At 64.5% G+C, this 21,112-nt stretch carries 23 protein-coding genes and 1 tRNA gene; 18 read left to right on the forward strand and 6 right to left on the reverse strand.

Features of this window, described 5'->3' with window-relative positions; all coding sequences use genetic code 11:
* Window positions 1-82: 82 nt before the first annotated feature.
* On the reverse strand, window positions 83-1,006 hold the full coding sequence (gene cysK / locus FHS50_RS01615; protein WP_183932621.1) for a cysteine synthase A: 924 nt from the start codon (window positions 1,004-1,006) through the stop codon (window positions 83-85).
* Window positions 1,003-2,268: an MFS transporter gene (locus FHS50_RS01620; RefSeq protein WP_183932623.1), complete on the reverse strand. Its 1,266-nt coding sequence runs from the start codon at window positions 2,266-2,268 to the stop codon at window positions 1,003-1,005. The genes cysK and FHS50_RS01620 overlap by 4 nt, the downstream gene beginning before the upstream one ends.
* A gap of 98 nt (window positions 2,269-2,366) precedes the next feature.
* Here FHS50_RS01620 and radA point away from each other — a divergent pair, with 98 nt between their 5' ends.
* Genes radA through FHS50_RS01645 form a run of 5 tightly spaced genes read left to right on the forward strand, consistent with a single transcriptional unit; the run spans window position 2,367 to window position 7,796 of the window.
* Window positions 2,367-3,734: a DNA repair protein RadA gene (gene radA / locus FHS50_RS01625; RefSeq protein WP_183932625.1), complete on the forward strand. Its 1,368-nt coding sequence runs from the start codon at window positions 2,367-2,369 to the stop codon at window positions 3,732-3,734.
* A 39-nt stretch (window positions 3,735-3,773) separates the two neighbouring features.
* Complete coding sequence (locus FHS50_RS01630; RefSeq protein WP_183932627.1) at window positions 3,774-4,286, forward strand: CvpA family protein; 513 nt, start codon at window positions 3,774-3,776, stop codon at window positions 4,284-4,286.
* Complete coding sequence (cysS, locus tag FHS50_RS01635; protein ID WP_183932628.1) at window positions 4,283-5,602, forward strand: cysteine--tRNA ligase; 1,320 nt, start codon at window positions 4,283-4,285, stop codon at window positions 5,600-5,602. The genes FHS50_RS01630 and cysS overlap by 4 nt, the downstream gene beginning before the upstream one ends.
* Window positions 5,587-6,018 carry an iron-sulfur cluster assembly scaffold protein gene (locus FHS50_RS01640; protein ID WP_183932630.1) on the forward strand — a complete coding sequence of 144 codons (432 nt, stop codon included), beginning with the start codon at window positions 5,587-5,589 and terminating at the stop codon, window positions 6,016-6,018. The genes cysS and FHS50_RS01640 overlap by 16 nt, the downstream gene beginning before the upstream one ends.
* Entirely contained in the window at window positions 6,015-7,796 is a 1,782-nt protein-coding gene (locus tag FHS50_RS01645; protein WP_183932632.1) for a cation:proton antiporter domain-containing protein, read from the forward strand. Before FHS50_RS01640 ends, FHS50_RS01645 begins: the two co-directional genes overlap by 4 nt.
* Here the strand turns inward: FHS50_RS01645 and aroB are convergent.
* Together aroB and FHS50_RS01655 are read right to left on the reverse strand one after the other, a co-directional pair.
* Window positions 7,793-8,869, reverse strand: a complete 1,077-nt coding sequence (gene aroB, locus FHS50_RS01650; RefSeq protein WP_183932634.1) for a 3-dehydroquinate synthase — start codon at window positions 8,867-8,869, stop codon at window positions 7,793-7,795. The two genes, FHS50_RS01645 and aroB, sit on opposite strands and share 4 nt — an antisense overlap.
* Window positions 8,866-9,420, reverse strand: a complete 555-nt coding sequence (locus tag FHS50_RS01655; protein ID WP_183932635.1) for a shikimate kinase — start codon at window positions 9,418-9,420, stop codon at window positions 8,866-8,868. The genes aroB and FHS50_RS01655 overlap by 4 nt, the downstream gene beginning before the upstream one ends.
* A 47-nt stretch (window positions 9,421-9,467) precedes the next feature.
* Here FHS50_RS01655 and FHS50_RS01660 point away from each other — a divergent pair, with 47 nt between their 5' ends.
* The 5 genes from FHS50_RS01660 (at window position 9,468) to FHS50_RS01680 (ending at window position 14,826) form a co-directional block, all read left to right on the forward strand.
* Complete coding sequence (locus tag FHS50_RS01660; RefSeq protein WP_183932637.1) at window positions 9,468-9,629, forward strand: hypothetical protein; 162 nt, start codon at window positions 9,468-9,470, stop codon at window positions 9,627-9,629.
* Complete coding sequence (locus FHS50_RS01665) at window positions 9,619-11,421, forward strand: hypothetical protein (RefSeq protein WP_183932639.1); 1,803 nt, start codon at window positions 9,619-9,621, stop codon at window positions 11,419-11,421. The genes FHS50_RS01660 and FHS50_RS01665 overlap by 11 nt, the downstream gene beginning before the upstream one ends.
* A gap of 38 nt (window positions 11,422-11,459) precedes the next feature.
* Window positions 11,460-12,299, forward strand: coding sequence for a tyrosine recombinase (locus FHS50_RS01670; RefSeq protein WP_221184859.1), 840 nt, complete (start codon window positions 11,460-11,462; stop codon window positions 12,297-12,299).
* Between the two features lie 39 nt (window positions 12,300-12,338).
* Window positions 12,339-13,280 carry an acetyl-CoA carboxylase carboxyltransferase subunit alpha gene (locus FHS50_RS01675; RefSeq protein ID WP_183933844.1) on the forward strand — a complete coding sequence of 314 codons (942 nt, stop codon included), beginning with the start codon at window positions 12,339-12,341 and terminating at the stop codon, window positions 13,278-13,280.
* Between the two features lie 133 nt (window positions 13,281-13,413).
* Window positions 13,414-14,826: a M48 family metalloprotease gene (locus tag FHS50_RS01680; RefSeq protein WP_246332914.1), complete on the forward strand. Its 1,413-nt coding sequence runs from the start codon at window positions 13,414-13,416 to the stop codon at window positions 14,824-14,826.
* A 54-nt stretch (window positions 14,827-14,880) separates the two neighbouring features.
* Here the strand turns inward: FHS50_RS01680 and FHS50_RS01685 are convergent, their stop codons facing one another.
* Window positions 14,881-15,063: a Flp family type IVb pilin gene (locus tag FHS50_RS01685; RefSeq protein ID WP_265568884.1), complete on the reverse strand. Its 183-nt coding sequence runs from the start codon at window positions 15,061-15,063 to the stop codon at window positions 14,881-14,883.
* Window positions 15,064-15,155: 92 nt separating this feature from the next.
* The gene (locus FHS50_RS01690) at window positions 15,156-15,932 is read right to left on the reverse strand and encodes a methyltransferase domain-containing protein (RefSeq protein ID WP_183932642.1); all 777 of its coding nucleotides are present in this window, start codon (window positions 15,930-15,932) and stop codon (window positions 15,156-15,158) included.
* 12 nt (window positions 15,933-15,944) lie between these two features.
* Here FHS50_RS01690 and FHS50_RS01695 point away from each other — a divergent pair, with 12 nt between their 5' ends.
* From FHS50_RS01695 to FHS50_RS01730, 8 genes are all read left to right on the forward strand, one after another.
* On the forward strand, window positions 15,945-16,715 hold the full coding sequence (locus tag FHS50_RS01695; RefSeq protein ID WP_183932643.1) for a ComF family protein: 771 nt from the start codon (window positions 15,945-15,947) through the stop codon (window positions 16,713-16,715).
* A 33-nt stretch (window positions 16,716-16,748) separates the two neighbouring features.
* Window positions 16,749-17,009: a glutaredoxin 3 gene (grxC, locus tag FHS50_RS01700; RefSeq protein ID WP_183933847.1), complete on the forward strand. Its 261-nt coding sequence runs from the start codon at window positions 16,749-16,751 to the stop codon at window positions 17,007-17,009.
* On the forward strand, window positions 17,009-17,833 hold the full coding sequence (locus tag FHS50_RS01705; protein ID WP_183932645.1) for a carbon-nitrogen hydrolase family protein: 825 nt from the start codon (window positions 17,009-17,011) through the stop codon (window positions 17,831-17,833). Before grxC ends, FHS50_RS01705 begins: the two co-directional genes overlap by 1 nt.
* 33 nt (window positions 17,834-17,866) lie before the next feature.
* Window positions 17,867-17,943, forward strand: a tRNA-Arg gene (locus FHS50_RS01710).
* A gap of 29 nt (window positions 17,944-17,972) precedes the next feature.
* Window positions 17,973-18,203 (forward strand): DUF6356 family protein, encoded by a 231-nt coding sequence (locus FHS50_RS01715; protein ID WP_183932647.1) that lies wholly within the window; start codon window positions 17,973-17,975, stop codon window positions 18,201-18,203.
* A 6-nt stretch (window positions 18,204-18,209) separates the two neighbouring features.
* Window positions 18,210-18,824 (forward strand): GTP cyclohydrolase I FolE, encoded by a 615-nt coding sequence (gene folE, locus FHS50_RS01720; protein WP_183932649.1) that lies wholly within the window; start codon window positions 18,210-18,212, stop codon window positions 18,822-18,824.
* A 35-nt stretch (window positions 18,825-18,859) separates the two neighbouring features.
* A complete protein-coding gene (locus FHS50_RS01725; RefSeq protein WP_183932651.1) occupies window positions 18,860-20,416 on the forward strand; it encodes a PAS domain-containing protein in 1,557 nt (518 codons plus the stop codon).
* Between the two features lie 231 nt (window positions 20,417-20,647).
* The gene (locus FHS50_RS01730) at window positions 20,648-21,088 is read left to right on the forward strand and encodes an OmpA family protein (protein ID WP_183932653.1); all 441 of its coding nucleotides are present in this window, start codon (window positions 20,648-20,650) and stop codon (window positions 21,086-21,088) included.
* The last annotated feature ends 24 nt before the right edge of the window (window positions 21,089-21,112 follow it).

Below are 21,112 nucleotides of genomic sequence, written 5' to 3' on the forward strand. Positions count from 1 at the left end.
GGACCCCACGTGCAATTCCCTTCCTGGAGGGATTTAGCAGAGGGGTTTAACTGCTCGCCTATCACTTATGGTTGACGGAGCGTTAGGATTCCTCGGGAAGGAAGCCCGGCACCGAGAGATAGCGTTCGCCCGTGTCATAGTTGAATCCGAGGATTCGCGCGCCTTTTTCGAGTTCGGGCAGCTTGGCGGCGATGGCGGCGAGCGTCGCGCCCGAGGAGATGCCGACCAGCATGCCTTCCTCGCGCGCGGCGCGGACCGCCATGATCTTGGCATCGTCGCCATCGATGGTGATAACTCCGTCGATCACGCTTCTGTCGAGGTTGGACGGAATGAAGCCCGCGCCGATGCCCTGAATGGGATGGGGTGAAGGATCGCCGCCCGAAATCACCGGCGAGAGTTCGGGTTCGACCGCGAAGGCCTTGAGGTGGGGCCAATGCTGTTTGAGCACGCGCGCGGTGCCGGTGATATGCCCGCCGGTGCCCACGCCCGTAATCAGCACGTCGAGCGGCTGGTCAGCGAAATCGGCGAGGATTTCCTGCGCGGTGGTGCGGGCGTGCACTTCGACATTCGCGGGATTGTCGAATTGCTGGGGCATCCAGGCGCCCTCGGTGTTCGCGACGATTTCCTCTGCACGGGCGATCGCGCCTCTCATGCCCTTTTCGCGCGGAGTGAGGGCGAATTCGGCACCATAGGCAAGCATCAACCGGCGGCGCTCGACCGACATGCTGTCGGGCATGACGAGGATGATGCGATAGCCCTTGACCGCGGCGACCATGGCAAGGCCAATGCCGGTGTTGCCGCTGGTGGGTTCGACGATCGTTCCGCCGGGACGGAGGCGCCCGGTGCGCTCGGCATCCTCGACCATCGAGAGAGCGATGCGGTCCTTGATCGAGCCGCCGGGATTGGTGCGCTCCGACTTGATCCAGACCGACGCGTCGCCGAACAGATGATTGATACGGATGTGAGGCGTATTGCCGATGGTTTCGAGGATGTTGTCGACGATCATGGCAATGCCTCCTTCTTGTCATGGCCCGGCGGGTCGAAGCTCTTGGCGCGTCGGAGTTCGGGGAATTTCCAGGCCCAGATGACGACTACCGTCACCGCTCCCACGCCGCCGATCACCGCCGCCATCGTCGGCCCGACGAGACTGGCGATCAGGCCACTTTCGGCATCGCCCAGCTCGTTGGACGCCGAGATGGAGAGAGTCGATACCGCGCCGACCCGGCCCCGCATCTCGTCGGGGGTATATAGCTGGATCAGCGACTGGCGGACATAGACCGAGAACATGTCCGCGCCGCCGATGATGATGAGGAAGAGGAAAGTGAGCGGCACCGAGCGCGACAGGCCGAAACCGATCGTTGCGAGGCCGAAGATGCCGACGGCCAGAAGCATCTTCGACCCGACGTCGGTCTTGAGCGGGCGGATCGCGAAGAGAATGGCGACGAGTGTGGCGCCGACCGCAGGGGCGGCGCGGAGATGACCGAAAAGGTCGGGCCCGCCGCCGAAGATGTCGGCCGCGAAGATCGGCAGGAGCGCGACCGCGCTTCCGAGGAGCACGGCAAAGAGATCGAGGCTGATCGCGCCGAGCACCAGCCGGTTGGCGCGCACATAGCGAAGACCGTCGGCAATCTGGCGGAGCGGGCCTTTCATCCGGTCGGCAACGGTCTGGCGAACTTCGCCGATCATGAACAGGGCAAAGAGCGAAAGGATGAACAGGCCGGTCGCGGTGAAATAGGCCGTCTCTATCGAGACTGCGAGGAGGTAGCCCCCCAATGCTGGGCCGATGATCGTTCCCGCCTGCCAGGCGATCGAGGACAAGGCGATGGCATTGGGCAGGATCGAGCGCGGCACGATATTGGAGGCAAGCGCGCTCATCGATGGTCCCATCAGGACACGCGCCACGCCCACGAAGACCGCGATCGCATAGATGATCGGCAGGCTGATCGTTCCGGTGAAGGTGAAATAGCCGAGGCTGGCGGCGCAGCCGATCTCGATCAGGATCGATGCGCGGGCAAGGATGCGCCGGTCGATGCGGTCCGCCGCCCAGCCCGCGAAAGGACTGAGGAAGAAGAGCGGCACAAACTGGACGAAGCCGACGAGGCCGAGGCGAAAGGCTGCTGCTGCGGGGCTCATCGTTTCGCGGGCGATGGCATAGACCTGATATTCGATCGCGGTGACCATCGCGAGCTGGGCAAGCGTCGCCGCCAGCCGTGCCAGCCAGTAGGCGCGGAAATTGGGGATCCGCAAGGGTTCGGGAAGCCAGCTCATCGGGGATGCGCCTAGAGCAGATCGCGCAGGTTGCCAATTCCATCGTGCGGCCAAAGCATCGCTCGACAAGCTGCCTCGGCACTGGCTAGCGTGGCGCAATGGCGAAACCCAAGAAGAGATATGTCTGCCAGGCGTGCGGATCGGTGGCGACGCGCTGGCAGGGGCAATGCGCGGACTGCGCCGAGTGGAATACCTTGGTGGAGGATGCCGGCGCGGTCGTCACGACTTTCGCCAAGAAGCACAATCTGCAGAGCGGTGGCCGGACGGTCGAACTGGTCGGGCTCGATAGCGAAGTCGCTCTGCCCGAACGGATGCGGACGGGGATCGCCGAGTTCGACCGCGCGATCGGTGGTGGACTGGTGCCGGGTTCGGCGACGCTGATCGGCGGCGATCCGGGGATCGGCAAGTCGACCCTACTCCTGCAGGTGGCGGCACGGTTGGCCCAGAGCGGGCAGGGCGCCATCTATGTATCGGGCGAGGAGGCGGCCGACCAGGTGCGTCTGCGTGCCTTGCGCCTTGGCCTCGGCGGTGCGCCGGTGCGTCTCGCGGCGGCGACATCGGTGCGCGACATCCTGACCACGCTGGGCGAAGGCCCGCCGCCTGCCTTGCTGGTAATCGATTCGATCCAGACGATGCATTCGGACATGATCGAAGGCGCGCCCGGCACGGTGAGCCAGGTCCGCGCTTCGGCGCATGAACTGGTGCGCTTTGCCAAGGAGAAGGGGTGCGCGCTCATTCTGGTCGGCCATGTCACCAAGGACGGCAATATCGCGGGGCCGCGCGTCCTCGAACATATGGTCGATACCGTGCTCGGCTTCGAAGGCGAGCGCAGCCATCAGTATCGCATCCTGCGGGCGGTCAAGAACCGCTTTGGCGGCACCGACGAGATCGGCGTTTTCGCGATGGAAGGGAAGGGGCTGGAGGAGGTTCCGAACCCGTCGGCGCTGTTCCTGACCGACCGCGCCGAAGAAGTCAGCGGCACCACGGTCTTTCCCGCGCTCGAAGGGACGCGGCCGGTGCTGGTCGAATTGCAGGCGCTCACGGTACGGCTGGCCAGCGGTGCGACCCCCAGGCGGTCCGCCGTGGGGTGGGATTCATCGCGGCTGGCGATGCTGCTTGCCGTGCTCGAGGCGCGGTGCGGAATCAGTTTCGCTTCGACCGAGGTCTATCTCAATGTGGCGGGGGGCTATCGGCTGTCCGACCCGGCTGCCGATCTCGCCGTCGCGGCCGCGCTTGTCTCGGCGCTGTCGGAGCGGCCGATCCCCGGGGGCACGGTGATTCTCGGGGAAGTCGCACTGTCGGGCGAGGTCCGGCCGGTCGCGCATACCGCGCTTCGCCTCAAGGAAGCGGCGAAACTGGGCTTCGAGCGCGCCTGGACACCGCGCAATGCCGAGCCTGCCGACGGGATCGAGGTTGCGAGTTTCGAGCAGCTCTCGCGACTGACCGACCGGATTTTGGGGCGTTAGGGCTGGTCAGGCCGAGACCTTCCCGCTAGCCGGTGCGGCATGACTGCACTCGATATTTTCGTGATCCTGCTTCTCGTCGGCGGAACGCTGCTCGGCTTCATCCGGGGCTTCGTGCATGAAGTGCTCACCCTCTTTGCCTGGGTGGCGGCAATCATCGCGCTTCGCATGTTCCACGAGCCGCTGGCGAGTTCGCTGGTCGAGCCGATCGGGACGAGCGCGGGGGCGGCGACGCTGGCGTTCGCCATCCTCTTCCTTCCCACCTATATTGCCTTCAAGCTGGTCGCCCAGCGGCTGGGCAAGCGCACGCGCCAGTCGATCGTCGGGCCGGTCGATCGCCTCCTGGGCGGGGGGTTCGGCATGCTCAAGGGATTGCTGGCCGCAACGCTCGTCTTCCTGCTCGCCAACCTGGCGACCGACATGATCTACGGAGCCGATGCGCCGCGCCCGGACTGGATGACCAAGAGCCGCACCTACTCCCTTCTGAATGCCAGCCAGGACGCGATTACCGGCTGGTTCGAGGAGCAAAGAATGACTGACGGAGCGATCCTGTGACGATCCGCCTTTACGACACCAAGGCCCGCGAGAAGCGCGAGTTCGTGCCTGCCGATCCCGAGCGCCTGACGATGTATGTGTGCGGGCCCACTGTCTATGCCCGCGCACATATCGGCAATTTCCGGCCCGAAGTGGTGTTCGACGTGCTGGCGCGCCTTTTGCGCCACGAGTTTCCCGATGCCGAACTGGTCCATGCGCGCAATTTCACCGACATTGACGACAAGATCATGGCGCGGGCCGACGAGAGCGGCCAGCCCATCGACGCGATCACCTCGCAGGCCGAGCAATGGTATGAAGAGGATGCGCGGACGCTGGGCATCCGCAAACTGCCGATCTCGCCGCGGGCGACCGAACATCTGCCGACGATGATCGCGCTGATGGAAGAACTGATCGAGCGCGGCCATGCCTATGCCGCCGACGGGCATGTGCTGTTCGATGTCGAAAGCGATCCCGAATATGGTTCGCTGTCGCGCCGCCCGCTCGACGACATGATCGCGGGAGCGCGGGTCGAGGTCGCTCCCTACAAGAAGAATGCCCGCGACTTCGTATTGTGGAAACCGAGCAGCGAGGAGCAGCCCGGCTGGCCTTCGCCCTGGGGACGCGGTCGTCCCGGCTGGCATAGCGAATGCTCGGCAATGATCCGTTCGCTTCTCGGCGAGACGATCGACATTCATGGGGGCGGGCAGGACCTGGTTTTCCCGCATCATGAAAATGAGGCCGCGCAGAGCCGCTGCGCGCATGGCGGCGCGCCGCTGGCACGTTACTGGATGCACAACGGCTTCCTGTCGCTCGACGACAAGACGATGGCCAAGAGCGAAGGCAATGTGATCACGGTGGATTCGCTCACCAAGGCGGGCCATCGGGGCGAGACCATCCGGATGGCGATGCTGATGGCGCATTATCGCCAGCCGCTGCCCTGGACCGACAATCTGCTCGACCAGGCCAAGGCCACGCTCGATGGCCTTTATCGGCGGATCGGGGACACGGAAAGTGGCACTGCCGATGCAGGCGTGGTCGAGGCGCTCTCTGACGATCTCAATACCCCGCTGGCGCTGTCGCGGCTTGGCCAGATCAAGGATCCGGCCAGTTTGAAAGCGAGCGCGGCCTTGCTGGGGCTTTTGCAGGACAGCGCCGATGTCTGGTTCCAGGGAGAAGGCGGCGAAGGCTCGCTCGATGTGCAGGCGATGATCGACCGGCGCGCCGAAGCCAAGGCGGCACGCGATTTCGCTGAAGCCGACCGCATTCGCGACGAATTGGAGGGGCAGGGCATTCTGCTTGAAGACGGCCCTGACGGAACGACATGGCGGCGGGCCTGAAGCCCACGCCTTATACGCGCGATATCCTGCGCCTCGCGGCGTCGATTCCTCATCTCGAGCCCATTGCCGACCCGCAGGGTCGCCGCGAGATGCGCTCGCGCACCTGTGGCGCACGGATGGCGGCGCAATATCGCATCGAGGAAGGCAAGCTGGCCGCATTGGGGCTGGAAGTGGAGGCCTGCGCCTTCGGTCAGGCGGCGGCGAACCTGATGGCGAGGCATGCGCTGGGCAGCGATGTGGCCATGGTCCGGCAGGCGGCTAAGGGTCTCGAGGCATGGCTCAAGGGCGAAGCGGCGGAACCACAGGGCTGGCCGGAGCTTGAGCGCTTGTCCCCCGCGCGGCACCTGGCCGGGCGGCACGAAGCCATGATGCTGCCATTCCGGCTGCTACTTTCGCTGTTCGAGGAAAGCCGATGAACGAAACGCCCCATGAAACTGCCGGCCTGCTTCTCATCGACGGGGCGGTCATGTTGGGGGCGGCGCTTCTTTTCGTGACTCTTTTCCGGCGGATGGGTCTCGGCGCGACGCTTGGCTATATCGTCGGCGGTGCAATCATCGGCCCCCAGCTTCTCGGGCTGGTCGAAAATGCCGAATCGATCATGGCGATCTCGGAGTTCGGGATTGCGCTGCTGCTGTTCATTGTCGGCCTGGAACTGCATCCGAGCCGGTTATGGCGGCTTCGGCGCGACATCTTCGGGCTGGGTCTTATCCAAGTAGTGACCTGCGGGCTCGCGATCGCGGCGCTCATCCACTATTTCATCGGTTTCTCGGTCGAAGCGAGCATCGCCATTGGTTTGCCGCTGGGCCTGTCTTCGACCGCGCAGGTTCTTCCCATGCTGCGTTCGACGGGCGATTTGCACCAGCCTTATGGCGAGCGGGCTTTTTCGGTGCTGCTGTTCCAGGATATCTCGATCGTCCCGCTAATCACCATCGTCGCCGCCATGTCGCGCGCGCCGGTCGACCCGTCGGCGCCGTCGGGGGGTGTGATGGCGCTTTACACGGTGGGGGCGATCATCGGCCTTATCCTTGCCGGACGTTTCATCATGAACCCGCTGTTCCGGCTGATCGGCCGTTTTGGCGAGCGCGAACTGTTTGTCGTGGCGGGGCTCTTTACAGTGGTGGCCGCGGCGTCGTTGATGCATGCCCTGCACCTGTCTACAGCACTGGGCGCTTTCATTGCCGGGGTGATGCTGGCCGAGAGCCCCTACCGGCACGAGCTTGAAAGCGATGTCGAGCCGTTCCGTTCGATCCTGCTCGGCTTCTTCTTCCTTTCGGTCGGCATGCTTCTCGATCTTGGCGCGATTGCCGAACGGCCGATGATGATCGTCGCGATGGCGCTCGCGATCATCGTCATCAAGGGGGCCTTCATCTTCGGGCTGGCGCGCCTGTTCGGGATGGCGGTGGGACCGGCGCTGCGGCTGGGCCTGCTGCTCAGCCAGGCAGGCGAATTCGGCTTCGTTCTCCACGCGCAGGCGACCGAGGCGCTGTTGATCGAGCCCGAAGCCATGTCGCTGTTCGGTGCCGTCATCACCCTGACGATGGCGACCACGCCTTTCCTCATGATCCTCATCGACTGGCTCGAGAAGCGCGGCGTGGGCGAGGAGGTCGACCTCGACGGGCCCGAGAAGGCGCCGAAGGGACAGGTGATCGTGGTCGGTTACGGCCGTTTCGGCCAGACCGTCGCGCAGATGCTGATGGCCAAGAATGTCGGAGTGACGCTCGTCGACTCCAAGGCCGACCAGATCGAGATGTCGGGGGATTTCGGGTTCAAGGTCTATTATGGCGACGGCACCCGGGTCGACCTGCTGCGCACCGCCGGGGCGGAGAATGCCCGCGAGATCATCTTCTGCAATGACAAGAAATCATTGACCCCCGAAGCGATCGAAGCGGTGAGCGAAGCCTTCCCCCAAGCCGCGATCTTCGTGCGTGCCTATGACCGCCGCCATCTCCTCGAGATGGACGGGCTGGACCTCGCTTATATCCAGCGTGAATTGTTCGAGAGTGCGGTCGCGATGGGCAAGGAAGCACTCAAGGAACTGGGCTTTTCGCAGGAAGAGGCCGACCGCGTGGAGCGGGAATATCGCCTGCGCGATGACGAGCGGCTCGAACGGCAGAGCGAGACGGGCGACCTGCACGCCGCCAAGGATCGCATGTTCACCCAGGACCAGAGCCAGGCGCTGCCCGAGGAAGGTTAGGCCAGTTCGAGAAAGGCGCGGAGGCGCTGTTCATCGACCGCCCTGAGCAGCCGAGCCTCGCCGATGCGTTCGGGCAGGACCAGGGTGGCGGTTCGACCATCGCTTTTCTTGTCGCGGAGCATATGAGGAAGAAGCGTGGTGCCCTTGCCGGCGAGGCCCAGTGCGCCAAGATTGGTGGGAAGGCCCAATCGGTCGAGAAGTTGCACGAGGCGTTTGGGCACATCGGGCGCGCAATATTCGGTGGCGGCGGCAAATTGCGAAGCGAGCACCATGCCGGCGGCGACCGCTTCGCCATGAAGCAGCGTGCCAAGACCCGCGACGCTTTCGAAGGCATGGCCGAAGGTATGACCGAAGTTGAGCAGAGCGCGGCGGCCTTTCTCATCGCGAAGGTCGCCTGCGACGGCATCGGCCTTCATGCGGATGCACTGTTGCGCGGCCTCTGCGCAGGCATGCGCGTCGGCGGCGATGACCGTTTCGCCATGCGCCTCCATCCAGCGGAAAAAGCCTTCGTCGGCGATCATCCCATATTTGACGATCTCGGCCGCACCCGCGCGCATCTGTCGCCGGTCGAGCGTGGCAAGGAGCGCGGGGTCGGCAAGGACCAGCATGGGCGAGTGGAAGGTGCCCACGAGGTTTTTCTGCCCCTCGGCATCGATCGCTGTCTTGCCGCCGACCGCGCTGTCGACCTGTGCGAGGAGAGTAGTGGGGATCTGGATGACCGGAGTGCCGCGCATATATAGCGCGGCGGCCAGCCCCGCGACATCTCCGACACTGCCGCCTCCAAGGGCGAGAAAGGGTCTCGACCGAGGGTGGCTGCGTGCCGCCAGTGCGGCAATCAGCGAAATGAGGATATTCCACTGTTTGGCGGCCTCGCCGCGCGGCACGAAGATCGGATCGACCGCGATGATGTCCTTCAACAGATGGCCGTGCAGCTTCCAGACATGCTCGTCGGTGATGCAGGGCAGGGCTGCGCCGTCGGCCGCGCTGGCCAGGAGATCGGCATGGTCGGAAAGCGGGCCGATCGCGGCCCTGCCGGTCCCTCCGATCCCGTCATCCAATTCAATGAAGCTCATTGCTTGCCTAGATGTCTCGTAAGGGCCTTGATGATCGCTTCGACGACATTGGCATGAGCCCCGCTCCCTGAGCGCACGTGGAGGTGTGCCTCGCGGTAGCTGTCGCCGCGTTCCTGCGCGATTTTCTGCAATTTTTCGCGCCGCTCTTCAACCGGTCCGTTGAGGAGAGGGCGGGTGTCGGGACGGGCGGTCCTCTGCGCCAGCGTATCCAGGTCCGCATCGAGCCACACGGTGATGGTCTTGCGGTTGAGCAGATCGCGCGTTCTCTTGTCGATATAGGCGCCGCCGCCCGTCGCGATGACCTGCACCTTCCCTTCGCGGACCAGTCGCGCCACCAGCCGCCGCTCGCCGTCCCGGAAATCCTTTTCCCCGAAACGTTCGAACACCTCGGCGGGAGTGAAGCCCGAAGCGTCCTCGATCGCCGAATCGCTGTCGATGAAGGGAATGCCGAGACGCTTCGCGAGGCGCCTGCCGACCGTCGACTTGCCCGCGCCCATCATGCCGACGAGAACGATCGGGCGGTCAAGACGGGTCGTAAGCGGGTGGGTCATGGCAAAAGGCCTATACTGAAGCGGCAGGCTAGGGCAAAAGCCTTCTCATGAGAATCCAGCCTAGCCGCCCGCCCCGTAGACCGCGCGGGCCCATCTACCTCCTGATCTTCGTCCTCCTCGTTGCAGGCGTGCTCTATTTCCTGTCGCGCAGTGCCAGCGAGGTTCCTCTCGAACCGGTCGAGACCGAGATCATGGTCAATGCGGAATAAGAAGAAACTGCTGTGCGCTTCGGCGTTCGCAGCGCTGCTGTTCGGCGGGGTCGCGATTGGCCAGGACCGGCCCGAATCGCTGCTTCCGCCCGGTTTTGACGAGCCGCCGCCACCGCCACCGCCGCCTTCGCCTGAGCCCGCACCGCCGCCTGCGCCGCAGCCGCGAGTGACGCCCCCCGCATCGACGGGAGAGGCTTCGCCTGTCGCGGACGAGGACGGAGGCGACGAAGAGGAAGGGCTTGCCGCTCGGGACGGCTTGGAAAACAGCGAAGTCGACGCGGATGACGACGACCTGTCGCTCGTTGCCGCGCCGGGCGGCGCGCTTCGCTTCGAGGAAAATCTATTCGCCCGCTCGCCCGCGCGGATGGCGGTGAGCCTGATGCGCAAGCTCGAACTGCCGCTGGCTTCGCGCTGGGGACATATCGCGCTTCGCAATGCGATCCTGTCGGCAGCGGTCCCGCCGAAGGGCATTCGCCCCTCGGACTGGGTCGCCGAACGCGCATGGTTGCTCGTCAGGATGGGCGAGGCCGATGCGGCGCGGCTGTTGCTGGCCTCGGCACCCGACCGTCGCTCCAACGCCCGCCTTGCGCAGGTGCGGCTTCAGGTGGCGCTTGCTTCTTCCGACATGGGGAGCATGTGCCCGACCGGTCCGGCACTCGATGACAATGAGCCCAAGGTCGCGGCTTTGGTCGAGGCCTTCTGTTCCGCCATGCTCGGTCAACCCGAACTGGCGACCGAAACGCTTCGCCGCGAACGGCGGCGGGGCCGCCTTGCGGGTATCGACCTGTCGCTCGCCGACAAGCTGATCGGAGCGGGCTCGGGAACGGGTCGCTCGGCAACGATCGAATGGGACAATGTCGATACGATCACGAGCTGGCGTTACGGCCTTGCCACCGCGTCCGGAATGTCGATCCCCGAGCGCCTCATGGAGCCGGCACGGCCGCGCGTGCATGCATGGTATGCGCGCAATCCGTTGATCGCTCCCGAGGAGCGCCTGCCATCGGCACGGATTGCTGCCGGAACGGGGGTATTCTCGGGCCAGGCGATGCTGGATCTGTTCGGGCTGGCCTATGCGGACACCGATCCCGATGCCCTGGGCGAAAGCCCGGCCTTCCGCTTGCGCCAATCCTTCGTGGGCGAGACCCCCCAGGCGCGGGTATCGGCCATGCGGCAATTCTGGAGCGGATCCGGCAGCGCCGAGATCGAACAGGTCGGCGGCTGGGTGACGACGTCCAAGGCAGCCGCGCTGATTTCGCCCGCTTCGGTGAGCGAAAGCGATGCCGCGCCCCTTCTCGCCTCGATCCTGACCGCAGGCTATGATCGCCGGCTCATGCAATGGGTGCCGGCCGTCGAGGAGATGGACGAAGACGAGGTCGATCTGGCTTGGGGGCTGGTTGCGCTGGGTGCGCCGTCGGTCGCGGGCCTCGATCTCAGCGAGGACCGCATCCGCGATTTCATCCGCCGTGACGACAGCCGCGCAAAGCAGCGCTCGCGCCTGCTCGTCGCCGGATTGGCGGGACTGGGGCGTATCGACGCGCGGCTCGCCGCCGAACTGGAGGAGGCCTACGCGCTGGGCGTGGTCAAGGAGAGCAGTGCGACGAGGCTGATGGCGCGCGCATCGAGGCTGAACGACATGGGAAGCGTGTCGATCCTGTCGGCGCTCCTCCTCCAGGCGCCCAGTGTCGATGCGCTCAATCCCCATTTCCTTCGCTCTGCCGTGACGGCGATGCGCGAAGCCGGACAGCCTTTCATTGCCCGAATGATCGCCGCCGAGGCGCTGAGCCGGGCGTGAGCGCCGACGACCTCGCGCTGGTCGACCGCTTTCTCGAAATGATGGCGGCGGAGGCCGGGGCCTCGCGCAACACCCTGCTTGCCTATCGATCCGACCTCAAGGCGGCGCGCGAAGGCCTTGGCGGCGCGCTTGCCACGGCGGACAGCGAGGCGCTTAAGGCCCTGCCCCTTCAATGGCAGGGTCTGTCCTCGGCCACCGTGGCGCGCAGGGCAGCGGCGCTCCGTCGCTTCTACGCCTTTCTCAGCGAGGAAGGGTTTCGCGACGACGATCCGTCGAGCGCCTTGCCTCGCCCGCAGCAGCGGCGTCCCTTGCCGAAAATCCTTTCGCCCGACGAGGTCGAGCGGCTGCTGCGCCGCGCCGAGGAGCTGGCGGAAGAACATGGCGGCCGCGCCTTGCGCAACCTCGCCCTCATCGAACTGCTCTACGGGTCGGGCCTGCGGGCCAGCGAATTATGCAGCCTGCCACGGGCGGCGATGGCGCGGCGCAAACAGCCGTTCCTCATCCTGAGGGGGAAAGGCGACAAGGAAAGGCTGGTGCCGGTCAGCGAGCGTGCAAGGCAGGCGGTCGATGGCTGGTTGCCGCACTGCCCCGAGCAGCGCTGGCTGTTCCCGGGAGGAAAGAGCCACCTTTCGCGGGTCCGGCTGTTCCAGATCGTCAAGGCGCTGGCCGCCGACGCGGGATTAGCGCCCGACCGGGTCAGTCCGCACGTGCTTCGCCATGCGTTCGCCACGCACCTATTGTCGGGCGGGGCGGATTTGCGCGCATTGCAGGCGCTTCTTGGGCATAGCGACATCGCGACCACGCAGATCTATACCCATGTCGACAGCGCAAGACTGGTCGAACTGGTCAATCAGCGGCACCCGCTTGCGCGCGGCTGATTGACGAAGCGGCCTGCCCAAACTACCGCCAAGCCCGACATGATGAGCTATCTCGATTTCGAACGGCCGATTGCCGAACTGGAAGCCCGCGTTGCGGAGTTGCGTGAGACCGCCAATGGCGGAAAGATCGATGTCGGACAGGAAGTCCACCGGCTCGAGGTCAAGGCGCGCAAGCTGCTTCGCGATACCTATGCGAAGCTGACGCCCTGGCAGAAAGCGCAGGTCGCCCGTCATCCCGAGCGGCCGCATTTCAAGGAATATGTCGCCGGGATCGCCGAGGATTTCATGCCCTTGGCGGGGGACCGGGCCTTTGCCGACGATCACGCCATCATCGGCGGCCTGGCGCGCATCGACGGACGCAAGGTGATGCTGATGGGGCATGAGAAGGGCAATGATACCGCCAGCCGCCTCAAGCATAATTTCGGCATGGCCAAGCCCGAGGGTTATCGAAAGGCCATCCGCCTGATGGAATTGGCGGACCGCTTCGGGTTGCCGGTGGTCTCGCTCGTCGATACGCCCGGTGCTTTCCCTGGCGTGCAGGCCGAGGAACGTGGTCAGGCCGAGGCGATTGCCCGGGCGACCGAAAAGTGCCTCGAACTCGGCGTGCCGATGGTCGCGACCATCGTGGGCGAAGGCGGCTCGGGCGGTGCGGTGGCGATCGCCGCGGCCAACAAGGTGCTGATGTTCGAACATGCCATCTATTCGGTGATTTCGCCCGAAGGCTGCGCCTCGATCCTGTGGCGGACCGCCGACAAGGCCTCTGATGCTGCCGAGGCAATGCGCATCACCGCCAGGCATCTGGAGGAATTGAAGGTCATCGACCGGGTGGTGAAGGAGCCTTTGGGGGGTGCGCACCGCGCGCCGGACAAGGCGATCGACACGCTCAAGAGTGCGATCGTCGAGGAACTGGACGGCCTGTCGAGCCTTTCGCGCGACGAACTGATTGCCCAGAGGCGCGCCAAATATCTGGCGATTAGCTGAGGCGCGGAACCAGCCGCGCACATCTTCCGTTCACGACACTGATCGCCTTGTGGCGAGTGTCTGTCGCGGGAGAAATATGATGAAGATTCACCGGTTTATGGTCGCGAGTGCAACGCTGGCGCTGGCGTCGTGCATGACGCCGACGGCGGACCCCGCGATCAGTCCTCAGGAAGCGCAAAAGGCCAACGACCAGCACCAGGCGGTGGTCGCCGAATTCGGCGGCGAGGTCGGCGGTAGCCGTGGTTCCTATGTCGAACGGGTCGGCGATAGCGTGGCCGTCTATTCGGGCACGCCCGGCGCGGCGTCGGCCTATGATTTCACAATCCTCAACTCCGCTGTGGAAAACGCCTTCGCGGTGCCCGGCGGGCGCATTTACATTACGCGCCAACTCATGGGCCTGATGGACAATGAAGCCGAACTGGCTTTCGTCCTCGGCCATGAAGTCGGTCACATCGCAGCTGACCATGCCCAGCTGCGCCAGTCGCGCGCCCAACGTAACACCATTCTCGGCGTGCTTGGCGCCGTCATCGGCGGCGTTGTTGGCGGCGACAGCGGTCTTGGCAACCTGCTTTCGCGCGGAGCGATGCAATATTCGCAGCTCAATACGCTGAGCTACAGTCGGGACCAGGAATATGAATCCGACTCGCTCGGTCTGGGCTATATGACGCAGGCAGGTTACGATCCGCGCGGCGGTGCCGGTATGCTGGCAGCGCTCGGCAGGGCCAGTGCTCTTGAGGCGCGGATCCAGGGCCGGGACAACCGGACCACGCCCGAATGGGCGCGCACCCACCCGCTGAGCGAGAATCGCGTTGCCCGTGCGGCCCAGATCGCACGTGACATGCCCAATGCGGGAACTCGCGTGAACCGCGATACCTTCCTCGGGCAGGTCGATGGCATGATCTTCGACGACGATCCCGCGCAGGGCGTGATCGAAGGCCGTAATTTCATTCATCCCGACCTTCGCCTGCGCTTCACCGTGCCGAGCGGGTTCACCATGCAGAACAGCACGCGCCAGGTCGGTATCCAGGGTTCGGGTGGCCAGGCCATCTTCACGATGCGCGGCTATAACGGCAATCTCGACAGCTATGTCGTCGCCGCGATGCGCGACGTGCTGGGCCAGCAGGCGCAGCAAGTGAACATTCCTTCGCCGCGCTCGACGCGGGTGAACGGACTGCCGGCGGCTTACACCACGACGCGGGTGAATACGCAGAATGGTGCGGTCGACCTGTCGGTCTTTGCCTACCAGTTCAGCAATGACCGGGCCTATCATTTCGCGATGATCACCCAGGCCGGTGCGGGCATCGGGCCCTTCCAGTCGATGGTGGGATCGGTCCAGCGCCTCAGCGCGCAGGAAGCCGCCAATGTCCGGCCGCGCGTGATCGATGTCGTGACCGTGCAGCGGGGCGATACCGTCCAGTCGCTGGCACGCCGGATGGCCTACAATAATTTCCAGGTGGAACGGTTCCTCAGCCTCAACGGTCTGGCCTCCAACGCCTCGTTGCAGGCGGGCCAGAAGGTGAAGCTGGTGGTGTACGGACGCCGCTGATCCCTCGATCGGCAGCAAAATATGAGGCCGGTGCCTTTCGGGGCGCCGGCCTTTTTACATCACGTTGGCGATGTCGGAATTGATGCTTGTCCACATGCCGCCGGCGCCGCCCCCCATGGCGCGCAGCCCCGTCATCATCGCGATGACGATAAGAGCGGCAATAAGCCCATATTCGATCGCGGTCGCGCCGCGTTGATCGCCGCGAAGCTTGCGCAGCATTGTTCGGATAGCGTCCACGCCACCCTCCTTCTGGTCTGGTCCACAGTGCCATGTTTAGGGGGGAAAGGTTAACAAGCCGCCCAAGGCGGAGGGTTAATGCCGCCTTGCCCCTATTCGGGCGCCCATCCCATGAAATGCAGGATTTCGACTTGCTCGGTGAACTTTCCATCGGGCTCGCGATGGTCGTCGATCCATTGCTGCGCTGCTGCCAGCCCCGCACGGGTAAGCGATCCTTGCGCTTTCTGGCGTAGGATGTTGGTCCCGCCCATCGCCCTCAGGTCGGCCACGAGCTTTTCGAGCGAGGGATAGCGCAAGCGGACGCGATCCACGTCCACGACCGGCATCTGGAAGCCCGCATTGGTGAGAAGGCTGGTGAGCGAAGCCGGGTCGATGCGTGGATGCACATGGGGGCTTGCGCCGCCTTGCGCCTGATCGGCCGCGCGCATCGCCGATCGAAGCATGGGAAGGCTGTCCCCGCCTGCCATGGCTCCAAGGAGAAAGCCTCCGTCGGTCAAGGCGAAGCGGAGACGCAAGAGGGTGTCGGGCAGCGCATTGACGGTGTCGAGCGTGCCGATCGCGATGATGCAGTCGAAGCTCTGCGGATCGACTGCAAGCGCCTCTTCACGGTGCGCATCGCCGCCTGCGGCTTCGGCAAGGGCCGCGGTCGGATCGATCACGCGAACCGTCGCCCCGCTGGCCGAGAGCTTATCGACCCAGTCCGGATTGAAGGCGCCGAGCAAGAGGATGCTGGCGACGGGACGCTCGATGAGAGCGAGGCGATCCAGGATGTCCTCGAAGGCGCGGTCGTGGAGGAAGGTCTCCCGCCCCGATCGCAGGGCGCGGGCGCGGCGCAGGTCACGCAGGTCAAGATCGAAGAGGTCGGCCATGGGATGTGGCTTGTGAAACAGCTTCGCGCGGGCAACAAGGGGCTCATGGGGTTCATCGAGAATTTCGGCCGGTCGGTCGTCGACTTCGCGCTGCCGCCGCGCTGCGCGGGTTGTGGAGCGATCGTAGTCGAGACGGGAACCTTCTGCCCGCCTTGCTGGACCGAGATGGACTGGCTGACCGACCGGGTCTGTACGCACTGTTCCCTGCCGCTCGAAGGCACCGAGGAAGAGACGTGCGCTGCCTGCCTGGCCGATCCGCCGCGCGTAGCGAAGCTCCATGCGGCGACGAAATATGGCGCGGCGAGCAAGACGCTTGCGCTGCGCCTCAAGCATGGTCGGCGGGTCGCTTATGCGCGGGTGATGGCCAAGGCCATGGCGCGGCGGCTCGAAGAAGGCGAATGGGAGGAAGCACCGCTTCTCCTTCCGGTGCCGCTGCATCGCGGGAGGATCTGGCGGCGCGGCTTCAACCAGGCAAGCCTGCTGGCCAGCGAATTGTCGCGCCGGGTGGAATGGCGATGGTCGCCCGATATCCTGATGCGCGATCGGGCGACGCCGTCGCTGGGCGGTTTGAGCGGCAACCAGAGGCGGCGGGCCGTGCGGGGTGCCTTCAGGGTGGTGCGGCCCGAGGAGATCGCCGGAAAGACCGTGATGCTCGTCGACGATGTCTATACCAGCGGAAGCACGGTTGACGCCTGCGCCATTGCCCTTGAGAAAGCCGGCGTCCGGCGGGTCGATGCCATCGTGTGGGCGCGCGTGCAGCGACCGAGGGTCGTTATGCGTTAGTAGGACAAAGCGAGACAGATGATGGAAGATCCGATGCCGAAGATTGAGATTTACACGAAGTCCACCTGCCCTTTTTGCATTCGCGCCATGCGGCTCCTCGACATGAAGGGTGTCGAATATGTCGAATATGAAGTGAGCGGTGGCGGCGAGAAGAAAGCCGAAATGGTCCAGCGGGCCGGTGGGCGAACCACGGTGCCGCAGATCTTCATTGACGACGAACATATCGGCGGATGTGACGAGCTGATGTCGCTCGAAATGGATGGCAAGCTGGACGAGCGTCTGAAAGCTGCCTGATGGCCCGGATCGCGCTTTACCAGGCCCGGACCGGCATCGATCCTCAGGCCAACGCTCGCGAGATTGCGGATGCCATCGGCCAGGCCGCCGATGGCGGGGCGGACATGCTGTTCACACCCGAAATGTCCGGCCTGCTTGATGGAAATCGCGACCGGGCCGCCCGCTCGATCCGGACCGAGAAGGACGACCCGACCCTGGCAGCCGCGTGCGAAGCGGCGGCCAAGCATGGCATCTGGGTCCACCTGGGTTCTCTGGCACTCGACCGCGAGGACGGGCGCTGGGTCAACCGGGCTTTCGTGATCAACAGCAGCGGCCGCATCTGTGCCCGCTACGACAAGATGCATTTGTTCGACGTCGATCTCGATACGGGTGAATCCTGGCGCGAAAGCGCGGTCTATGCGGGCGGCGACAAGCCGGTGATCGTCGAGGGTACGCCCGTCGGACGTCTGGGGCTGACGATCTGTTACGATCTGCGCTTTCCGGCACTCTTCGCCGCACTGGCCGAAGCGGGCGCGGATTGCATCGCGGTTCCCGCGGCCTTCACCGTGCCGACCGGCAAGGCGCATTGGCATGTGCTCCAGCGGGCGCGCGCGATCGAGGCCGGGCTTTTCGTGATCGCGGCCGCCCAGTCAGGCGAGCATGAGGACGGGCGCGTGACCTTTGGGCACAGCCTCGTGGTCGACCCGTGGGGCGAAGTGCTGCTCGACATGGGCGAGGGGACGGGATTGGGCTATGCCGAAATCGCGCTCGAGCGGATTGGCGAAGTTCGGGCGAGGGTGCCGGCATTGAGCCATCGGCGGGCGATCGGGCCGGTCAGCGATTGATTGGAAGGCGCGATCACCATATTGGGGGCATGTGGCTCCGTAGCTCAGTTGGATAGAGCGTCGGTTTCCTAAACCGCAGGCCGCAGGTTCGAATCCTGCCGGGGCCACCAATTTTTCTTGGGTTATCAAGGGGTTTGTCATGTTGCGCCAAATGTTCACCGAGCATCCCCGCAGCATCGGCATGAGCTGGGGCGAGCATGGTCGCGGGGCGGCGCGGATGGGCGTGGCGATGATCCTCGGCGGGCTGGCCTGCCTCGTCCATGCGCTCATCCCCGGCCTGTTCGTGCGCACGACGAGCCGGTTGGTCGACGATTTGCACGCTAAGACCCGTCATCGCAACGCGCGCTTCCTCAATGATTACGAGATCTGATTTTCCATGAGCAATGACAGCCCCGCCAACGGCGACCTGGTTTCGCCCCCGCCGCGCCTTCCGGTGCCCGACGAGGTGCAGGACGCGGTCCGCACGCTGATCCGCTGGGCGGGCGACGATCCCGATCGCGAAGGCCTGCTCGACACGCCGGCGCGGGTGGCACGGGCGTGGAAGGAATATGCCCGCGGCTATCAGGAAGATCCCTCGCTGCACCTGTCGCGCACCTTCGAGGAAGTGGGGGGCTATGACGAGATCGTGCTTCTTCGCGACATTCCCTTCCAGTCGCATTGCGAGCATCACATGGCGCCGATCATCGGCAAGGCCTCGATCGCCTATCTGCCTAGCGACCGAGTGGTGGGGATCAGCAAGCTGGCGCGGGTGCTGCACGGATTTGCGCGCCGCCTGCAGGTGCAGGAACGGCTGACCGCGCAGGTTGCCGACTGTATCTGGGAGCATCTGTCGCCGCAGGGGGTGGCGGTGGTCGTCGAAGCGAGCCATGCCTGCATGACGGCGCGCGGGGTGAATACGCCGGGCGTGATGATGACCACGAGCCGGATGATGGGGACCTTCCGTGAAGATGAGCGTAGCCGCAAGGAAGTGCTTGCGCTAATGGGTTATTGATCTGAAACCTATGTATGGGGCACATTGCCCTTAGAATGGCGTCTCCCGTAAAAAACCCCTTCACTCCCGCAAGCGCGCAGGCTGAGCCGCAGCGCCCCTGGTCTCCGGGGGACGAACTGCATCGTCTTCAGATCCTCGACCAGCATGAATTGCACCGGATCGAGGACGACCCGATCCTCAACGAGATCACGTCCTTCGCCGCGAAGCTGTGCGACGCGCCGATCGCGCTCGTCAGCCTCGTCGAGGAAGCGCGGCAGCGGTTCCTGTCGCGACAGGGGGTCGAAGTGGGCGAGACCGCCCGATCGGCGAGCTTCTGCCAATATGCGATGATCGAGAGCGACGTGATGGAAGTGTCCGACGCCACCAAGGACGGGCGTTTCGCGCATACCGAACTGGTGATGGGCGATCCCAACATCCGTTTCTATGCGGGGGCGCCGCTGACCTCGGAGGAAGGCGCGCCGATGGGGGCGCTGTGCGTGATTTCGCCCGAGACCCGCGCGGGGCTCACCGATTTCCAGCGCGAGGGGTTGCGGGTGCTGTCGCATGCGGTGATCAACCGCCTCAACATGCATCGGCACGACATTCTGCGCGAGCGCCGGCAAGCCGAAGTCGAGAATGTGCTGGGCGAAGGCGAGCGCCGCTTCCGGACCCTTGCCGATGCCATTCCGCACCTTGCCTGGTCGGCGAGCGCCGACGGTCTGATCGATTATTACAACCTTCGCTGGTACGAGCGCACGGGCGGCGAAGGACAGGAGCATTATGGTCTTGGCTGGCTCGAGCTCGTTCATCCCGACGAGAAGGAAGCGCTGGCCCGGCAATGGAGCGAATTGATCGCCAAGGGCGAGCCTTTCGATGTCGAGTTCCGGCTGCGCGACGAGCAGGGCGAGTATCGCTGGGTGCTGGGTCGCGGGCTTCCCATCCGCGGCGAGAATGGCCGGATCAGCCGATGGTTCGGCACGACCACCGATATCCATCGCACGCGCCTGCTCCTCGAAAGCCAGGAGCTTCTGAGCCGCGAGCTTTCGCACCGCATCAAGAATATCTTCTCGGTGGTGGCCGGGCTCGTCAATTACTTCAGTCGCTCCTATCCCGAGGTGCAGGGCGTTTCCCAAATTCTGGCCGACCGGATCGCGGCGCTGGGCCGCGCGCACAATTATGTCCGGCCGGGCGACAAGGGTGCCAACCACGCCTTGCCCATCAAGGGACTGCTAGGCGATATCTTTGCCCCTTATTCGAGCGAGCAAGGACCGCGGATCCGGGTCGAGGGCGAGGATTTCGATGTCGGCGAGCGGGCGGTTACGCCGATCGCGCTGGCATTTCATGAGCTGGCGACCAATGCGGTCAAATATGGCGCGCTTTCCATCGAGGGTGGTCATGTCGATCTTGGCGTGTCGGTCAGCGAAGAGCAGGTAAGGTTGGATTGGGAGGAAAAGGGCGGGCCAGCCGTGGTTGCACCCCCTGAACGCAAGGGATTTGGTAGCGATCTTGTCGCAATGAGCATCGAGCGCCAGTTACGCGGCAAGGTGCGGCGCGACTGGTCTGAAGAAGGGCTTGCCGTCACCGTCAGCCTCCCGAAGGAACAATTAAAATAGCCAAATGGCGAAATGAGCGTGGGATATTCGCGCTATTTAGGCACATTCTTGGTCTCGGTAGTCGGCTATCGGCTAGCCCACAGCCGGAAGCTTTGTGGATGTCGAGTCGCGCTCGGCTTTCAGCCAAGGTACTTGCCGCTTTCCGATCGCATGGATTGATTGCCACCTGATCCGGGCTTGATGTGGGGGCGGACCTTGCCGATAGTGAGGCTCCAAGGGGAAAGGTCGGGCATGGATTGGCGTAAGATCGGCAAGGTAGCATTCGCTGCGTATCTTTTTGCGGCGCCTCTCGCGCCGGCGACGGGGCAGACAGGCGACCCGTCAAGCGAGGTCCCGGCGGGGCCGTTTCTCATCTTCTTCGAATGGGACGGTCGCACGATCAGTCGCGACGGGCGAGCTATTCTGGACGAGGTTCTCAAGGCTTACCGGGAGAATGGCGGTGTTGCAGTTCAGCTGATCGGTCATAGCGACCGATCCGGACCTGCGAACGTCAATCTTGCCATATCGCGCCGCAGGGCGATGGTCGTGAAGGACATGCTCGTCAAGGAAGGTGTGCCGGAAGAGCTTATCCATGTCGACGCGGCGGGAGAAACCCGGCTTCTCATCCATACCGAAGATGGCGTGCGTGAGGCGCAGAACAGGCGCGTGGAAGTGCATTTCAAGCCGCGCTGAAACTGAACCACTTGTCTTATGCGG

Source organism: Sphingomicrobium lutaoense, assembly GCF_014195685.1.
GTDB classification, from domain to species: domain Bacteria; phylum Pseudomonadota; class Alphaproteobacteria; order Sphingomonadales; family Sphingomonadaceae; genus Sphingomicrobium; species Sphingomicrobium lutaoense.

What these genes read in the sequence shown, in the direction of transcription:
- FHS50_RS01705 (WP_183932645.1), top strand. Translation starts at nt 17,009, where the DNA reads ATGGCCCGGATCGCGCTTTACCAGGCCCGGACCGGCATCGATCCTCAG.
- aroB (WP_183932634.1), bottom strand. Translation starts at nt 8,869, where the DNA reads ATGAGCTTCATTGAATTGGATGACGGGATCGGAGGGACCGGCAGGGCC.
- FHS50_RS01655 (WP_183932635.1), bottom strand. Translation starts at nt 9,420, where the DNA reads ATGACCCACCCGCTTACGACCCGTCTTGACCGCCCGATCGTTCTCGTC.
- FHS50_RS01715 (WP_183932647.1), top strand. Translation starts at nt 17,973, where the DNA reads ATGTTGCGCCAAATGTTCACCGAGCATCCCCGCAGCATCGGCATGAGC.
- FHS50_RS01670 (WP_221184859.1), top strand. Translation starts at nt 11,460, where the DNA reads ATGATGGCGGCGGAGGCCGGGGCCTCGCGCAACACCCTGCTTGCCTAT.
- folE (WP_183932649.1), top strand. Translation starts at nt 18,210, where the DNA reads ATGAGCAATGACAGCCCCGCCAACGGCGACCTGGTTTCGCCCCCGCCG.
- radA (WP_183932625.1), top strand. Translation starts at nt 2,367, where the DNA reads ATGGCGAAACCCAAGAAGAGATATGTCTGCCAGGCGTGCGGATCGGTG.
- FHS50_RS01725 (WP_183932651.1), top strand. Translation starts at nt 18,860, where the DNA reads ATGGCGTCTCCCGTAAAAAACCCCTTCACTCCCGCAAGCGCGCAGGCT.
- FHS50_RS01665 (WP_183932639.1), top strand. Translation starts at nt 9,619, where the DNA reads ATGCGGAATAAGAAGAAACTGCTGTGCGCTTCGGCGTTCGCAGCGCTG.
- cysK (WP_183932621.1), bottom strand. Translation starts at nt 1,006, where the DNA reads ATGATCGTCGACAACATCCTCGAAACCATCGGCAATACGCCTCACATC.
- grxC (WP_183933847.1), top strand. Translation starts at nt 16,749, where the DNA reads ATGCCGAAGATTGAGATTTACACGAAGTCCACCTGCCCTTTTTGCATT.
- FHS50_RS01640 (WP_183932630.1), top strand. Translation starts at nt 5,587, where the DNA reads ATGGCGGCGGGCCTGAAGCCCACGCCTTATACGCGCGATATCCTGCGC.
- FHS50_RS01690 (WP_183932642.1), bottom strand. Translation starts at nt 15,932, where the DNA reads ATGGCCGACCTCTTCGATCTTGACCTGCGTGACCTGCGCCGCGCCCGC.
- FHS50_RS01630 (WP_183932627.1), top strand. Translation starts at nt 3,774, where the DNA reads ATGACTGCACTCGATATTTTCGTGATCCTGCTTCTCGTCGGCGGAACG.
- FHS50_RS01675 (WP_183933844.1), top strand. Translation starts at nt 12,339, where the DNA reads ATGATGAGCTATCTCGATTTCGAACGGCCGATTGCCGAACTGGAAGCC.
- FHS50_RS01660 (WP_183932637.1), top strand. Translation starts at nt 9,468, where the DNA reads ATGAGAATCCAGCCTAGCCGCCCGCCCCGTAGACCGCGCGGGCCCATC.
- FHS50_RS01680 (WP_246332914.1), top strand. Translation starts at nt 13,414, where the DNA reads ATGACGCCGACGGCGGACCCCGCGATCAGTCCTCAGGAAGCGCAAAAG.
- FHS50_RS01645 (WP_183932632.1), top strand. Translation starts at nt 6,015, where the DNA reads ATGAACGAAACGCCCCATGAAACTGCCGGCCTGCTTCTCATCGACGGG.
- FHS50_RS01730 (WP_183932653.1), top strand. Translation starts at nt 20,648, where the DNA reads ATGGATTGGCGTAAGATCGGCAAGGTAGCATTCGCTGCGTATCTTTTT.
- FHS50_RS01620 (WP_183932623.1), bottom strand. Translation starts at nt 2,268, where the DNA reads ATGAGCTGGCTTCCCGAACCCTTGCGGATCCCCAATTTCCGCGCCTAC.